At 62.8% G+C, this 15,629-nt stretch carries 11 protein-coding genes; 5 read left to right on the top strand and 6 right to left on the bottom strand.

The genetic code is table 11. From position 1 onward, the window contains the following. Nucleotides 1-89: 89 nt before the first annotated feature. The gene (purH, locus tag NKJ01_RS25475) at nt 90-1,706 is read right to left on the bottom strand and encodes a bifunctional phosphoribosylaminoimidazolecarboxamide formyltransferase/IMP cyclohydrolase (protein WP_023762529.1); all 1,617 of its coding nucleotides are present in this window, start codon (nt 1,704-1,706) and stop codon (nt 90-92) included. Between the two features lie 140 nt (nt 1,707-1,846). Here purH and NKJ01_RS25470 point away from each other — a divergent pair, with 140 nt between their 5' ends. Further along, nucleotides 1,847-2,155, top strand: a complete 309-nt coding sequence (locus NKJ01_RS25470) for a putative quinol monooxygenase (protein ID WP_023762528.1) — start codon at nt 1,847-1,849, stop codon at nt 2,153-2,155. Between the two features lie 28 nt (nt 2,156-2,183). On the opposite strand, the gene NKJ01_RS25465 is transcribed toward NKJ01_RS25470, so the two are convergent. From NKJ01_RS25465 to htpX, 3 genes are all read right to left on the bottom strand, one after another. Next, entirely contained in the window at nt 2,184-3,908 is a 1,725-nt protein-coding gene (locus NKJ01_RS25465) for a heparinase II/III family protein (RefSeq protein WP_352732037.1), read from the bottom strand. 148 nt (nt 3,909-4,056) lie between these two features. Further along, nucleotides 4,057-5,445, bottom strand: a complete 1,389-nt coding sequence (locus tag NKJ01_RS25460; protein WP_352732035.1) for an RsmB/NOP family class I SAM-dependent RNA methyltransferase — start codon at nt 5,443-5,445, stop codon at nt 4,057-4,059. Further along, nucleotides 5,442-6,458: a zinc metalloprotease HtpX gene (gene htpX / locus NKJ01_RS25455; protein WP_352732033.1), complete on the bottom strand. Its 1,017-nt coding sequence runs from the start codon at nt 6,456-6,458 to the stop codon at nt 5,442-5,444. The genes NKJ01_RS25460 and htpX overlap by 4 nt, the downstream gene beginning before the upstream one ends. 105 nt (nt 6,459-6,563) lie before the next feature. On the opposite strand from htpX, the gene NKJ01_RS25450 reads away from it, so the two are divergent. Next, on the top strand, nt 6,564-6,785 hold the full coding sequence (locus tag NKJ01_RS25450) for a DUF1674 domain-containing protein (RefSeq protein WP_023762523.1): 222 nt from the start codon (nt 6,564-6,566) through the stop codon (nt 6,783-6,785). 141 nt (nt 6,786-6,926) lie between these two features. On the opposite strand, the gene NKJ01_RS25445 is transcribed toward NKJ01_RS25450, so the two are convergent. Both NKJ01_RS25445 and NKJ01_RS25440 read right to left on the bottom strand, forming a co-directional pair. Further along, nucleotides 6,927-7,592 carry an HAD-IA family hydrolase gene (locus NKJ01_RS25445; protein WP_352732031.1) on the bottom strand — a complete coding sequence of 222 codons (666 nt, stop codon included), beginning with the start codon at nt 7,590-7,592 and terminating at the stop codon, nt 6,927-6,929. 1,211 nt (nt 7,593-8,803) lie between these two features. After that, nucleotides 8,804-9,751 carry a coiled-coil domain-containing protein gene (locus NKJ01_RS25440; protein WP_352732029.1) on the bottom strand — a complete coding sequence of 316 codons (948 nt, stop codon included), beginning with the start codon at nt 9,749-9,751 and terminating at the stop codon, nt 8,804-8,806. 1,560 nt (nt 9,752-11,311) lie between these two features. Between NKJ01_RS25440 and NKJ01_RS25435 the strand changes: the two genes are divergently transcribed. The 3 genes from NKJ01_RS25435 (at nt 11,312) to NKJ01_RS25425 (ending at nt 15,608) form a co-directional block, all read left to right on the top strand. Next, the gene (locus tag NKJ01_RS25435; RefSeq protein WP_352732027.1) at nt 11,312-12,181 is read left to right on the top strand and encodes a transglutaminase-like domain-containing protein; all 870 of its coding nucleotides are present in this window, start codon (nt 11,312-11,314) and stop codon (nt 12,179-12,181) included. A 324-nt stretch (nt 12,182-12,505) separates the two neighbouring features. Continuing rightward, nucleotides 12,506-13,984, top strand: coding sequence for a pilus assembly protein TadG-related protein (locus NKJ01_RS25430; RefSeq protein WP_352732025.1), 1,479 nt, complete (start codon nt 12,506-12,508; stop codon nt 13,982-13,984). Nucleotides 13,985-14,339: 355 nt separating this feature from the next. Continuing rightward, nucleotides 14,340-15,608, top strand: coding sequence for a class I SAM-dependent methyltransferase (locus NKJ01_RS25425; RefSeq protein ID WP_352732023.1), 1,269 nt, complete (start codon nt 14,340-14,342; stop codon nt 15,606-15,608). The last annotated feature ends 21 nt before the right edge of the window (nt 15,609-15,629 follow it).

The following is a 15,629-nucleotide window of genomic DNA, read 5'->3' as shown; positions in this document are numbered from 1 at the left end:
GTCCTTTCAGAATCGATTTCCGCACACCACACAAGAGTCCCTTTGTACTCATGTGCGATTCCCCTGCCACAAGGGGGAGGGTAAGGCAGCTAATGCCGGAAATGCCTGACGCCCGTAAACACCATGGCGATGCCGTGCTCGTCGGCGGCGGCGATGACGTCCTTGTCGTTCATCGAGCCGCCAGGCTGGATGACGGCGGTGGCGCCGGCGGCGATTGCGGCCAGCAGTCCGTCGGCGAAGGGGAAGAAGGCGTCGGAAGCGACGACCGAGCCCTTGGTCAGCGGTTCGGCAAGGCCCGCGGCCTCGGCGGCGTCGAGCGCCTTGCGCGCGGCTATGCGTGAGGAATCGACCCGGCTCATCTGGCCGGCGCCGATGCCGACGGTGGCGCCATCCTTGACGTAGACGATGGCGTTGGACTTAACATGCTTGGCGACGCGGAAGGCGAATTTGAGGTCGGCCATTTCGGCCGGCGTCGGCGCGCGCCTGGTCACTACTTTCAGCTCCAGGTCGTCGACGACGGCGTTGTCGCGGGACTGGACGAGCAGCCCGCCGGCGACTGATTTGACCGTCGTGCCTGACGTGCGCGGGTCCGGCAGGCCGCCGGTGACCAGCAGGCGCAGATTTTTCTTTGCCGCGACGATTGCCGCTGCCTCGTCGGTCGCGCCGGGCGCGATGATCACCTCGGTGAAGGTCTTGACGATTTCTGCGGCGGCCGCGGCGTCGAGGATCCGATTCACAGCGACGATGCCGCCGAAGGCCGAGACCGGATCGCAGGCCAGCGCCTTGGCGTAGGCCGCCTTCAGCGAGATGCCTTCGGCGACGCCGCACGGGTTGGCGTGCTTGATGATGGCAACCGCGGCGGAACGGTCGGGATCGAATTCGCCGGCCAGTTCGAAGGCGGCGTCGGTGTCGTTGATGTTGTTGTAGGAGAGCTGCTTGCCCTGCAACTGCTGCGCCGTGGCGACGCCGGGCCGCTTGTCGCCATTGAGGTAGAAGCCGGCGCTCTGATGCGGGTTCTCGCCGTAGCGCATGACCTCTTCCAGCTTGCCGCCGAAGGCGCGCCATGTCGGGTGCTCGATCTCAAGCGCTTCGGCGAACCAGCCGGAGATTGCCGCGTCATAGGTGGCGGTGCGGGCAAAGGCCTTGGCCGCCAGCTTCTTGCGGAAATCCAGCGACAGCGAGCCGATGTTCATTTCCAGCGCGTTCAGCACCGAGGCGTAGTCGCCGGGATCGGTGACAATGGCGACATAGGCGTGGTTCTTGGCCGAGGCGCGGATCATTGCCGGTCCGCCAATGTCGATGTTCTCGACGATCGAGGCGTAATCGGCGCCGGAGCGGCGGACCTCCTCGAACGGATAGAGATTGGACACCACGAGATCGATCGGCTCGATACCGTACTTGCGCATTGCAGCCACATGATCCGGGTCGTCGCGCACGCCAAGCAGCGCGCCATGCACGCTGGGATGCAAGGTCTTGACCCGGCCATCCATGATCTCGGGAAAACCGGTTAGCTCGGAGACGTCGCGCACGGCGAGGCCGGCCTCGGCGATCGCCTTTGCCGTGCCGCCGGTCGAGACCAGTTCGACACCGGCCGCTGCCAGCGCTTTGGCGAAATCGAGAAGGCCCGTCTTATCGAAAACGGAGAGCAGGGCGCGACGCACCGGAACGAGGTCAGGTGCTGGAATGTTCTTGGCGGCGACGGCCATGGGCTGGCGGCCTTTCACGACTTGATTTGAAGCATCCGGGGGCCGTAGCACATGACGCCCGGAAATCAAGCGCCGACGTTTTCGTGTGCAATTTGCTGGCCCATATATAACCTTGTCTTGCTGGCGGAGGAGAAGAATCGATGGCGTTTGTGCGTGTTGGCCAATTCAAGGCGTTGCCGGACACGACCGAGCAATTGCGGGCGATCTACGAAACCGAGGCGATCCCCGCCATCCGCGCTGCAAGCGGCAACATCAGCGCCGTGCTGCTGCAGCAACATCAGGCGAGCGACACATTCATGGCGATCACAGTGTGGAGCACCGTCGAGGATGCCGAGCGCTATGACCGAAGCGGCCAGGCGGCGGCGATGGTCGACAAGATCCGCTTCGCATTCGCCGGTCCGCCCTCGCTCACTACTTACGACGCTTTCGGTGTCCCGCAGCAAGCTTGAGCGGGCCGGCTGCTTTCGCACGGCAGGCTCAGTTGTTTTCCGGGTAACCGGCGATGCTGGTGCGCGTCAGCTGCCAGTGGACTTCGGCAACTTCCGAGGCCTTGAAGGCAAGCACGATCTGGCGGCTGCGGCGCGGGCCGCCAAGACCGGCGAAATAGATCGATTCCTCAACCTCCGGCACCACTTCGGCGCAAGTAAATACCCAGTTGTCGGCCTGATCGGCGGTCATCACTAGGCGATCATGCTCATCCTGCAACAGCTTGATGTCGGGGTGGACGTGGAAGCGGACGGTGACGAAGTCGCGGCCGTTGTTGCGGATCGACGCATTGCCGGGCCGCTGGAAGCGATCCCTGCCGACCAGCACATTGCCGTTCGAGGAGAGCTTCAGTTCGCGTTCATGCAAGAAACCGAAACGCGCGACATAACCGTCATGGCGAGCGATGAACCCCTGAACGCCCTTCTGGTCGATGCGCTTGCATTGAACATGCTGCGGGCCGCCGATCAGCGGCGAACCGAGCAGGTCGTTGACGCGCAGCGAATGGCTGAAGCGTGCCGACGAGGTATCGTTGATGGTGGCGGTCGAGTGCGCGGCGGTGGCGCGCGCCAGCGGCCGGAATTCAGCCGCGCCATAGGTGTCGATGCCGGCATTGACGATATAGTGCTGGCGCCCGGACGACAGTTCGAAGGCGAGGCAGCTGGCATGTGCGGCGTTGGACACGTCGATCGGCGGCGGCAGGCCGGTGTCGGCGATGACCGTCACCCCGCCCATCGACAGGCGCTCATAACCGGAATGCGGCGCATGCAGCAACGGCGCGCCGGCGGTGTCGTCGTGGCGCAGGATGGTGGCGATGCGGTCGTGGATGGTGGCGCCCATGCCGTTGAAGCGGGCGAGGCTGCCGTCCTGATGGCGAAAGAAGCGCAGCGCCGGCAGCATGCGGTCGATGGCGCCGATCAGCGCCTGCGGCGGTGTTTCCGCCTGATTGGCATAGGTTTGCCGCAGCGGCAGAAGGTCGGCGAGGATTTCCAGGACGACCATTGGATTGCGCGAAATATGCCCGCCGTCGGCCAGGATCTGGCGGTCGAGTTCCGCGGCAAGATTGCGGGTCGCGCCGCGCAGCGCCGATGCCGGCGCCGGCAAGGACAAAGCCGCGAAAGCGAGCGCGATGCGGGCACGCAGCCTGTCCTTGCCGTCCGGCATCTCGCGCGCCATCGACCTGAGATAGCGGATCTGGACGGCGAGCGATTTCAGGAAGGCGCGGTAGAAGGGGAACTCGGCCCCCTGCAACACGACCGAGGAGTGCTGCAGCCAGGCGATGATGCGCTTGGCGGCGGTGCCGGGCTCCCAGGCGACGCCGGAAATATGGCTGCCATGAATAACGATCCAGTCGGAAACCAGGGCGCGGGCGTTGGCGGCGGCAAGCTCGGTGCCGGCGGCGCGCATGTGGCGCAGCCAGCGAAACCCGTGCAGCGTTTTCTGCCAGCCATGATTGGGCACGTTGATCTGGAAAGGCGACTTGCCGCCGGTCTCGACCAGATGCCCCGACAGGGGATAGCGCCCATAGTAGATCTCAAGTGCGATCTGCGGGTCGGCGAGGCGCAGGTCCGGCGGTGCGATCAGCACACGTTCCGGCGTGCGGCCAAAATAGCGCCAGCGGTAGACCGGCCCGGCACGCAGGCGCCGGCGCGTTTTGCGCCAGAACTCCTTCGCGACAAGCGTCCACAGACGCGTCGTGCTGCTGGCAGCAAGTGCCAAAACCCCTCCTGATCGTCCAATACCCCGACGTCGAGTTTACATGATTGCAAGACTCGTGCGAAGGCGAATTCCACGGCACGATGCCGGTTCACCCGGTTTTGACCCCGATCGTCGCTAAAAAAGCCGGTAACTCCGGGCAGTTAGATCCTTAGCCGGCTCGGCGGATACGAGCCGCGAAGAAGCCGTCGAGACCGGAGATCCCGGGCGAACCAAGATCGAGGTCGGCGGGCGTGGTGCGCAGCGTGCCGTGCGGCGTCAGGAATGGATCGATGCCGGCGATTTCGCCTTGCTGCACCCGATCGTTGGCTATTCCAGCCGTGCCGGCCAGAAAGGCGCGATAGAGGTCCTCGCCTTCGAGCGGGTCGATCGAACAGTTCGAAAAGACGATCCTGCCGCCGGGTTTCACCAGCGTGACGGCGCGGGCGAGCAGCCTGCGTTGCAGGTCCGCGAGTTTTTCCACATCGGCGGCCGTCTTGGTCCATGGCACGTCGGGATGCCGCCGCACCGTTCCGGTCGACGAGCAGGGCGCGTCGAGGAGAACGGCGTCGAACAATTCCTTCGGCTCGTATTTGAGCAGGTCGGCCTGGACGATCTCGGCGGACAGACCGAGACGGTCGAGGTTTTGCGTTAGCCGCACCAGCCGGTTCTTCGAGGTGTCGACGGCGGTAACCTTGGCGCCGGCAAGAATGAGCTGTGCGGTCTTGCCGCCGGGGGCCGCGCAGAGATCGGCAACATGAAGCCCGCTGACATCGCCGAACAATCGGGCCGGCAGACTGGCCGCGGCGTCCTGGACCCACCAGGCCCCGTCGGCGAAACCGGGCAGTTCGGTGACGGGCCCGGCAAGCCTTTCCACCCGGACCGTGCCGGTCGGCAGGACGATGCCGCCGAGCTTTTCGGCCCAAAGCTTGGGATCCGCCTTGACCGAAAAGTCGACCGGCGCCTCGACGCGGTGGGCTGCCAGGATCTGTCGGGTCTTGTCATTGCCGTAAGTTGCCTTCAGCCGGTCGGAAAACCATTTGGGCGCTTCGTCGGTAGCGGCGAGAGCGGCAGGAAGTTCCGTTTCCTTGGCACGCGCCAACGTGCGCAGCACGCCGTTGACCAGGCCGGAGAAGCGCACCGTGCGCGGATCGGACTTGGCATGGGTCACGGCCAGGTCGACTGCGGCGCTGTCGGGAATGTCGAGGAACAGGATCTGTGCAGCCGCGACATGCAATATGTGCGACAGCGCGGTCGCGTTGGGTGGCAGCGGCTTCTCCAGGCGCCGCGCCAGCAGCCCTGATATGGTCATGCGATAGCGCAGTGCTGTAACCAGAATGGCGCGCACGAGGCCGCGGTCGCGTAGGTCTAGCGCCTTGTATTGCGGATGGCCGTTCTCGTGGTCGGTCAACCCGTCCAGAGGTGTCCTTGCGTCGATGACGGCGGCAAGCAGTCGTGCGGCGGCTTTGCGGGCGGCAAGGCCGGCAACGATGTCGCCGCCGCCTCTGTGTTCCTGGTCACCTGAAACCGTGCGTCGCGGCCCTCGGTCCGCCACGCTCACGACCACCGGCCCTTGGGCCCGGTCGGGTTGCGACCCCATGGGTTGGATTTCGGCTTGGCGGGTTCCGCCGGCTGTTCGGGCTGCGCGGCTTGTCCCCATGGGCCCGATGGCCGCTGTTCGTCGGCTCGCGGCGTCTGGGCCCGGCGAGGAACTTGAGTGCCGCCGCCTTGCATCTGCTGCGCCATCGCCTGGAGAGCAGAGATGCGGTTTTCTGTGTTCGGGTGGGTGGAAAACAGACTGTCCATATGCTCGCCGGAAAGAGGATTGATGATGAAGAGATGCGCGGTCGCCGGATTGCGCTCGGCATCGGGGTTGCGGATGCGTTCGGCGCCGCGGGCGATCTTGTCAAGGGCCGATGCCAGCCAGAGGGGGTGTCCACAGATTTCGGCACCGCGCCGGTCGGCCTCGTATTCGCGGGTCCGGCTGACCGCCATCTGCACGATCATCGCGGCAAAGGGTGCCACGATCATCGCCGCCAGCACGCCGACAAAGCCGAACGGGTTGTTGTTGTCGCGACTGCCGCCAAAAAAGAAGGCGAAATTGCCGAGCATCGAGATGGCGCCGGCGAAGGTGGCGACGATCGTCATGGTCAGCGTGTCGCGGTGCTGTACGTGGGCGAGTTCGTGCGCCATGACAGCCGCGACCTCTTCATGCGTCAAAGCCTGCAACAGACCTGTGGACGCAGCGACCGCCGCGTTCTGCGGATTGCGGCCGGTGGCGAAGGCGTTCGGCTGCGGATTGTCGATCAGGTAGGTCTTCGGCATCGGCAGGCCGGCCTGTTTGGCCAGCGACTGGACGATGGCGTAATATTCGGGGGCGGTCCTTTCGTCGACCTCGACGGCGCGGTTCATCGACAGCACCATCTTGTCGGCGTTCCAGTAGCTGAACAGATTGGTGCCGGCGGCGATCAGCAGCGCGATCATCATGCCGCCGGTTCCGCCGATCAAAAAGCCGACGCCCATGAACAGTGCCGTCATCGCGGCAAGAAGCATGGCGGTGCGAAGTGTGTTCATCGTCTGCTCCTGTCCAGATGGGAGCGAAAAAGGGTCGATCGTTGTAGGTTCATCGCTATATGATGGGAAACGCCTGGTCCTGTTTCAATCCACTGGAAATATCGCATGAACGACGAGCCCAGCAAAACCGATGTCGACCCCGGCGATGACGTCGCGCCAAAGGCACTGACGCCGGAAGCCAGACGTGCGCTCGCGGAAGCCGAAGCAAGACGTATAGAATATCTGGAGAAGGAAGCAGCGGCGCCGAAGGAAATCGGCGGCCGCGGCGGCAAGGAGCCCGGTCGCTATGGCGATTGGGAGGTAAAGGGCCTGACCAGCGACTTCTAAGGGTATGTTGATATTCAGGTGATGCCGGTCTGCAAACGGCGGTTCCCTGCGCTTCCGGTGCTCACGTACTTTAGGTACGCTCCGCTCCGGTTCTCGGAAACCACCGCTTTCGACTCGGCCTGACCTGAATCTCAACACACCCTAAGCGGCGCTGCGCTGCGGCTCGAGCGCGATCCAGCCATCTTCGTCCAAGGTGATGCCGATCATGTCGTAGCCGGCGATTGCGGCATGCTGCGTTTGCAACGGATGCTGGTGCGTGGCATTGATGACCATGACCGCGGCTCCTGCTGCCTCGGCGGCGGCGATGCCAGCCGGAGCATCCTCGAACACAAGGCAGTCGCGCGCGTCGAAGCCGAGCCGCTCCGCGCCAAGCCGGAAGCAATCGGGCGCCGGCTTGCCGCGGGAAACATCTTCCGCCGCGACGATGACGGCCGGGACAGGGATGCTGGCAGCCTTCATGCGCAACAGCGCCAACTCGCGTGGCGCGGAGGTCACGATCGCCCAGCGCTCGGGCGGCAGCGCATCGAGAAACGCCACGGCGCCGGCGATCTGGAGAATGCCATCCAGATCGGCCGCCTCGGCCTTCAGCAGCAGATCAGCCTCGTGCGCCGGGTCGACGCCTGGGAGTGCCAGGCCGGTGATGGTCTCGATCGCGCGCACGCCATGGATCGTCGGCAAGAAGGCGGCGACGTCCAGACCCTGGCGGCGTGCCCAATCGCTCCACACTCGCTCCGCAGAGGCGATGGAATTGATGAGCGTGCCATCCATGTCGAAGAGGAAGGCCGCGAATTTTCTGCCTGCGAACATGGTTTTCCTTGAGTCACGGGAGTGCTTGTGGCGGTCGCCGAACCTAACGTCGCAGCATCCTTATGGGAAGGCGCGAGGGTCATCTTTTCGATGGTCCTCCGCAATGTTGGAATGGCTAACTCCTCCAGGTCGGCTCAACATTGCGCAAATCGGTAGCTGGGTCGCTCGGCAATCGAAAGGGCCGATAGTCGCGCAGATTCGCCGTAACCATTGCCGTACTTTGTCCGACGGCCCGTCCCGCTGCTTGCCGGCGTGGCGGCTTTGGTCCCCGGCTAGGTCTAAGTGCCCGGGGCCTTGCTACGCCGGACTCCTCCCCTAATTGCTTCCCTGGGCGCCTTACTCGCGAGTTTGCTTTTGGGGGCAGCGGCGGTTGTGCCGTTCTGACTGCATGCCGCGGAACGACGGCCAGACCGACACACTTATGGAGGTCGTCGTGCGTCAATCCCGTGGATACAGCTGGGCATTTCTCGCAGTCGCTTGCTCCATCGCGGTAGCTGGCGCAGGCGCTGCAGCCGGCGACCAGAGTGGCCGAGGGCAAGGCGCTGGCGGCCATCATGCTGACAATGGTGGAGGCAATGACGGCGGAGGCCATGGTGCTGGCACCCATCGCAGCGAAGGCCGCAACAGCGGCCCGCAGAAAGGGCTTGGCGGCGACCCCAGCCCCAGCGGCAGTTCACCGCCGGACGACGGCGAGACCGGTACCACTACAACGACCGTAGGAGCGCCAACTACGGCCAGTATCGTCCCGTCCGCAGACCGCGGACAGTCGCTCGGCCTCCCGCCCACCCTGCAGCCTTCCAGCGACAGCAACAATTCATCAACGGTCAGTCCAATCGTAGCGCGGCCGGGCGTCCCGAATAAAGTCGTTCGCGCCTGCCATGATGCAATCGAGTCGGCCGCCGCCCCGTTCGGTGCGACCAGCGTGCGCGTCAGCAGCGCAGGTTTCATACATCGCCTGAGCCCAGATACGATCTCGGCTCCCATTGAGGTCAGCATCGACTATGTACGGCAAAGCAACGTAGAGACGCGGCGGGCGCCGATCAAATGCGAATTGAATGCGACAGGCAGCGTGATCGGACTGACATAGCGCATCGCACAGAACTCCTCGCCGACGGGAGCAGGACGAATTCGAAAGAGATGATTCATCCTGGCCTACGGCGTAGCTATGACCTTCGGGGCCTCAAAGAGGGATCGCGCAGTCGTTTTGGAAATCACTCCAACGTCGCTTGTCTCGGCCTGAGCGAATAGGGAAGTGTGATAGAACGCACGCTGGTCATCCGCGATGGATTGCGAACCTTGCTGCGTGCAGTCTTCTGGCTGACAGCCTTCACTTGGCCGGTCGCGGCTGCTGCGCGGGCAGAACGCGTCCTCAGCGGCGGCTCGATCTGCGCGCTGGGACGCTCAGTCCTGAGCCTGTCATTGTCGGCGCGTGCGGCGGCCAAGTCGCGGGCAAGAGTAGCAGCGGCTTCACGTTGCTTGTCCAGAGCCGTCTTCAAGTCGGCGACCCCTGCCACGAGTGCTCGGGCGGCGTCGCGCTCGCGGCGAACTCTGTCGAGATCCTCATGGATCGAAACTGCTGCAGCGCGTTCTCGGTCCAGAGCCCGTGCCGTCTCGGCTGCAGTCTGTTCAGCACGCTCTCTCGCTGTGACTGCACCGGTCCGTCCCTGCTCAGCCGCGTCCGCGCGCTTCACGAGCGCGGCATTGGACAGTTTGACTTTGGCGAGATCGCCACGAAGATCCGCAGACTTCCGGCGCTCGTCATCGAGCATTCCGCTCGCTTGCGCCAGCGAAACCTTGGCCTTGGCGCGATCCTTGGCGGCGTCGATCGCAAGCTGTTCAATTTGCGCCCGCGCTCGCGATAAATCGCGCGCCAGCCGCTCCGCTCGCTGACGCTCCAGATGAGCAGCGGGCATCTCTACAAAAACATAGTTGGCGGTCTCGCGCAGCAGCGTGCGGGCATCTCCCGCAATGCGTCGAAATGCGTCAAGGGTTCGAGCTGCCGCGAGTTCGTTGCGCATTCGCTCCTCGTGTGCATTGTCGGCGGCTGCCATGGTTGCCCTCAGCGCGTCGATCTGCTTGCTCGAATCGAGGAGCGCTTGCTGCAGAGCGGCGCTCCTGGCGCGCTCGCCTTCCGCCGCCCGCTGCTTCTGGCCGGCCAATTCCCTCGCAGCGGCTGCCTGAGCACGAGCTGCCCCGATTTGCGCCCGAGTAGCCTTAAGATCGGAATTGAGCAATTCGACACTCGTGCGCCCGTCTCCCTGGGCTGGTCCATGCATGCCTAGCGCAGCACTCGCCGGAAGCTCGAAGGATCGCGAAGGTTCCGGATTGGCGTGGCCTTGCGCCGGCGAAATGGCGGGGGCTCTTTCGATCCAGTTTTGTCTCGTCATCGCATAGCCAAGCGGCACGGCCAGACAGATTGCGGCGCCCAAACGGAGTACAAGACCGATCGGCCTGAGAACGCGAGAGGGTGAAGCCGTCGCGATGGCCGGGTCGGGATCCAGGTTGGATCGTCCCGTTTGAGCTGTGGTCTTCAAACCGCGATGCGCCGGATTGACCGACTGAGCAGCCTTGCGACGCAATTGGTCCCATGCTGACCCACTGATTCGCTTCCCGCGTTCCGCGAAGGCTAATTGTGTCGGCGCACGGCTCAGAATCCACAGCACCGGTTCGCTTAGAGCGGCAAAATTGACCGCCGCCTGCCTATAGACATAGTCAGCGATTTCTCTGATGGATGTCGCAAGTCGGCCGGATTGCGGGGTTGCGGAAGCAAAAGCACTGGTCCGGGCCACTGACGAGCGCGCCCAAGCTTCGGAACTTGCGTCGAAATGTTCGACCCGCACCCCGAACTGCTGGTAATTGGCATTCGAAGGCCGAACATTCGGGTGTGCCGTGTCTGAGAGAGCTGCAACCGGAGAAGAAGGTACACGCTCGGTTGCAGGGTCGACCGGGCATTGCCAGTCCCAAGGAGCCACCCCGGAACGATAGGATAGGCCTTCGCTCAGGTCGGCGTCTGGTTTTTGGCGCCGCCGCCTTTGCACTCCGACAGCGATGCGCCGAAGCACAAGAAAGATGCCTACTGACGCAAGTAATGCTATCGCGCCCAGTACGGCAATATCTGCGTCGTTCGCGTAAATCTCAGCAAGATAATTTGGCATTGGCGTGCCCGTGCGGTCTTGCGTGTATTCTTAAGCTCGTGAAGCGGTGTTTTGGCCCTCCCCTTGGCGCTGGCCAAGGCTTGGATCGCTCGCGAAGTAGTCACTTGCCTCGAGGTCCCTCCAGCGCAGCGCCTCTGCATTTCAACGTCCCGAGAAATCTTGCGTACCGTTCCATCATTTCCGGCCGTGGCCGGTCCATCATGAGCTTTAAGCTAGGTCACAGAGCTCCACGGTCAACCGTCACCATATTCATAACAGCGGCACCCAGCCGCGCCATCACCGGCACTTTGTTCTTCGTGCCGTCGGCGACATTCCTCGAAATATTGCGACGCGGTCACCTCGACCGCTGGTGCGGCCCCGTCGGGCGGAGCTCATTCCAAGGTCGGTCAGTAGGTCTAAGTCTTGGTCAGTAGGTTCGCCACCGATAGCCTACGAGGGAAATGGCTGGGCGAACCATTCGCAAGCTGGCTGTTTTGTTGAAAAGGCGACGTCCTAATGGGAACCACAGCGCGTTCTGTCGCGTTCCAACAAACTGCTTTCCGCGAAAATCGAAGGGGGACTGCGATGCTGATCCGGCTCGGCTACGAAATCGCCATCGAATGTACTGCGGCCACACCGGTGATTTCGCTGCTCGAGATCCACAAGGACAGGCAGGCCGATATCAAGCGGCAGACGCGGGTGCTGACATCGCCTGCCGTGTCGACCAGGCTCTACCACGATCCTTACGGCAATGGCTGCCGCCGCTTCACCGCGCCCGCTGGCGGCTTTCGCATCCTCTACGACGCAGTCATCGAGGACAGCGGCGAGACGGACGAGGTCAACACAGTGGCCAGGGAAGTGCCGGTGGCGGACCTGCCGGACGAGGTGCTCGGTTATCTCCTGGGCAGCCGCTATTGCGAGACAGATCATCTGAGTGACCTGGCTTGGCAGCTCTTCGGCGACATCCCGCCTGGTTGGGCGCGCGTGCAAGCCATCGTCGATTATGTCCACAACCGGTTGTCGTTCGGCTACGGCTATGCGCGCTCGACCCGCACCGCGGCCCAGGCGCATGAGGAGCGCGTCGGCGTCTGCCGCGACTACGCTCATCTGGCGATCACGCTGTGCCGCTGCATGAACATTCCGGCGCGCTATGTGAACGGCTATCTCGGCGACATCGGCGTGCCGATCGATCCGGCGCCGATGGATTTCTCGGCATGGCTGGAAGTGTTCCTCGACGGCAAGTGGTATACGTTCGATCCCCGCCACAACATGCCGAGGATCGGCCGCGTCGTCATCGCGCGCGGCCGCGACGCCACCGACGTACCGCTGCTGCACAGCTTCGGCCAGCACCGGCTCAGCCTGTTCAAGGTGTGGACCTACGAGCAGGAAGGCAATCTGTTCAACCCGCCCTATCGCGGCATCGACAGGACCGTCAGCGCGCAGATGCTGGCCTAGTCGCGAGGCGTCGGACCGACCATTTCGCATGCTGCGGTTTCGGAACAGCTGGTCCGCTTCGGCACAGAGGCCCTGTGCCGCAACAGGACGTCGTTGAGCCTTCTTCGATTGGCTCGTCTCGAGGATGGTAACCAGCTCGTAAACGCAGCCGCAGCGCGCGTTGTTCTGTTTACCAGTCATTCACCTTCGCAAAGGACGAAATCAAGCAAAAACAACGTCTTGCTGAAGGGTGGGCGTGCTTTCGGGGCCAAGCGGCGTCGTCCGGCGGGAATCCTGCATTGCCTTGTCTGCGGCGACGAGGCCGAGGCAAGCGGGGGCTGTAGGATGCGGAATTACGGGGGTCTTGTTCAAGCGGTCGGCGGGTTCGCCGGGGATCGCGGTGGAAATTTCGCAGTCCTGTTCGGCCTTAGCGCCTCGGTCTTGGCGCTGGCTGCGGGCTTTTCGGTCAACATCTCGCAGCTCTACAATGCCAAATCGAGCCTCCAAGGCGTGGTCGACGCCGCGGTGACATCGACGGCACGCGACCTGACCACTGGGGTCATCAAGGAAGCCGATGCCAACAATTCGGTGAAGGCTTTTCTCGACGCCAACGATAGCGCCGGAATTCTACAAGCTGGCCAGGTCGTCCTTGACCGGCTGATCGTCGACAAGACCGCCAAGACGGTCCAAGTGGATGCCCATGTCGATGTTGCCTTGTTCTTCCCGATTTTCGGCATGAGCGATACGAGACGCGTCGCCGCTTCCACGACGGCGCTCTATTCGGACAAGACCATCGAAGTGGCGATGATGCTCGACATAACAGGATCGATGGCGAAGCGGGGCAACGTCGACAAGATCGGCGATCTGAAAGCAGCTGCGAAAAACGCCGTCCAGACCATGCTCCGGAACCAGGATCCGAAGAACCCCCGCGTTCGCGTCGCGATTGTGCCGTACGCATCTGGCGTGAATGCCGGCAAGCTGGCTGAAAACGTCTATGCCGAGAAGCAAGGGAGTTCCGAGCTACCGCCGGTCGCCGGCGGTTCGCTTCTCGTCGCCAAGACTGGCAAAAACTTGCTGCCGTCCTTCAACGACTACATCTCCATTGTTGGCGCGGCGATGCCGCACCCGGATAATTGCGCCACGGAGCGCAAGGACAAAAACGGCGATGCGGATTTGAGCGCCGACGGCCCGGACACGGTTCGGGCAGACGGGAACGGCAAGAAATATTACGCCCTGGTCAACCGGGATGATCATCTCGGTGGCGGGGGAATGAACAGGTGCCCTGATGCGAAAGTGATCCCGCTGACCGCCGAGTCCAGCGCATTGCTGGATTCGATCGACGCCTTCCGGGCCGATGGCTACACGGCCGGCGCAATCGCCATTCAGTGGACCTACTATATGCTGTCGCCGCAATGGCGCACTGCGATCAACAATGCCGGTCTGGGCAAAGGCGCCTCGGATGCCGATCCGAAGAAGATCGCCAAGGTAGCGATCCTGATGACCGATGGCCAATTCAACACCGCCTTCGCCGGCGTCGGGAGCAGCTACAACAGCCAAGGCAGCCTTGCGCGCGGCAACGCCGAGACGCTGTGCGGCAACATGAAAAGCGACGGCATCGAGATTTTCACCATCGGCTTCGATCTGAACGACAAGGACATGTCGGCAACCGAGCGCGACCAGGCCAAGGCGGTGCTGAAGGACTGTTCATCGAAGGACGTCTCCGCCGCCAAGAGACATTTCTTCGAAGTTTCCACCGGAGCAGAATTGGACTCCGCCTTTCAGGAAATCATCCGCAACACCGAAAAGGTCATGTTGACCCAGTAATCCGCAAAAAGGAAAAGGCCGCCGCTTCTTGCGAAGCTGGCGGCCTTCCGTGTTTCCGTCCGTGGCGCGGCCCTATGGCGATGACACAGGTCACCCGCCGCGCATCTCGCGCCTTAACGGGAAGACTGCCTCCCGAAAGTGCAATCCGCTGAGGCCACGTTCTGGAAAACGAAATCACTCGACATCGGATCACCTCCTTTCGATTTGTTGAACACTCCGAGATGATGGGGTCTCATTTGGGAAATGGCAAGGCGTCGTGTTGAAAAAGGCGCCAGCGGGTTTTCCGCGGGATTGCGACCGACCGGTCTGACGGGCAAACTCAACCTGACCAAGCTAGAAGGGAGGGAGGATTGTCATGGAGGCAGCCGACAAGGCAGCTCGGATCGTTCGAACGATCATCGAGACGCTGAAGCCAGGCTTCGCGGTCAGATTGTGGACCGGCGAACGGATCGGCCCGGTCACCGGCCCGGTGCTCACCATCAACGACCAGGACATCGTCTGGCAGATGGTCCGCCACCCCACCTTCTCGACGCTGATCGAAATGTGGATATCCAAGACCGTCGACATCGAAGAGGGATCGCTGTTCGATTTCTACGCCTTGCCCTCGCAAGGCAAACTCAGGACGAAGTTGAAGACATTGCCGAAGCTGGCGATCCTGCGGGACCTGCCGGCAGTGCTGTTTTCAAGGAAACAGATGACGGCGCGGACCGATCTTTCAGGACGCAATCCCTTCGTCAGCGGTTCAAGCCAGGAAGCGATCCAGCATCACTATGACATTTCGAACGCTTTCTATCGGCTCTTCCTCGACGAGCGCATGGTCTACAGCTGCGGCTACTTCAAAGATTTCGCCAACAGCATCGATCAAGCGCAGATCGACAAGCTCGACCACATCTGTCGCAAGCTCCGGCTGAAGCCCGGAGAAAGACTGCTCGACATCGGCTGTGGCTGGGGAGCGATGCTCATCCATGCCGCGAAGAACTATGGCGTCATCGGCCATGGTGTCTCGCTGTCGGAGGCGCAGACCAGTCTTGCCCGTGAGCGCATCCGCGCCGAGGGGCTGGAGGACCGCATCACCATCGAGATAAAATCCTATACGGAACTCTCCGGCTCGTTCGACAAGATATCGTCAATCGGCATGTTCGAGCATCTCGGCCTTGCCAACCATGCCGCTTATTTCTCGACCGTTCATCGCCTGCTCAATCCGGGCGGCATCTACCTGCATCACGCCATCACCAGGCGCAGCAAGGGCGACATGAAAAAGACCCTGCGCAAGGGGCCGGAATACAAGGCCCTGATCAAATACATCTTCCCCGGCGGTGAACTCGACACAATCGGCATGACGCTCGGCAATCTCGAGGCGCATGGTTTTCTTGTCTACGATGTCGAGAACCTGCGCGAGCACTATGCCCGCACCTGCAGGTTGTGGGCCGAGCGATTGCGTGCACGTTTCGCAGAGGCAATCGCCGAGGTGGGCGAGCCGAAGGCACGCCTGTGGCTGCTCTACCTGACCGGCTGTTCGATCACCTTCGAACGGGCCTCGGCGCAGATTTTCCAGACCGTCGCCACCAAGCGCGCGCGTGGCCCAAGCGGGCTGCCGCCGACGCGGGCGGATCTGTACCGGTAGCTTACAGGACGCTCATCGTGT

It is taken from the genome of Mesorhizobium sp. M0276 (assembly GCF_040321755.1).
GTDB lineage: Bacteria > Pseudomonadota > Alphaproteobacteria > Rhizobiales > Rhizobiaceae > Mesorhizobium.
This window is presented reverse-complemented; position numbering and strand designations above follow the sequence as displayed.

Bases quoted from the DNA above. Each gene is read 5' to 3' on its own strand.
- NKJ01_RS25425 (WP_352732023.1), top strand. From the start codon at position 14,340: ATGGAGGCAGCCGACAAGGCAGCTCGGATCGTTCGAACGATCATCGAG.
- purH (WP_023762529.1), bottom strand. From the start codon at position 1,706: ATGGCCGTCGCCGCCAAGAACATTCCAGCACCTGACCTCGTTCCGGTG.
- NKJ01_RS25445 (WP_352732031.1), bottom strand. From the start codon at position 7,592: ATGTTCGCAGGCAGAAAATTCGCGGCCTTCCTCTTCGACATGGATGGC.
- NKJ01_RS25470 (WP_023762528.1), top strand. From the start codon at position 1,847: ATGGCGTTTGTGCGTGTTGGCCAATTCAAGGCGTTGCCGGACACGACC.
- htpX (WP_352732033.1), bottom strand. From the start codon at position 6,458: ATGAACACACTTCGCACCGCCATGCTTCTTGCCGCGATGACGGCACTG.
- NKJ01_RS25450 (WP_023762523.1), top strand. From the start codon at position 6,564: ATGAACGACGAGCCCAGCAAAACCGATGTCGACCCCGGCGATGACGTC.
- NKJ01_RS25435 (WP_352732027.1), top strand. From the start codon at position 11,312: ATGCTGATCCGGCTCGGCTACGAAATCGCCATCGAATGTACTGCGGCC.
- NKJ01_RS25430 (WP_352732025.1), top strand. From the start codon at position 12,506: ATGCGGAATTACGGGGGTCTTGTTCAAGCGGTCGGCGGGTTCGCCGGG.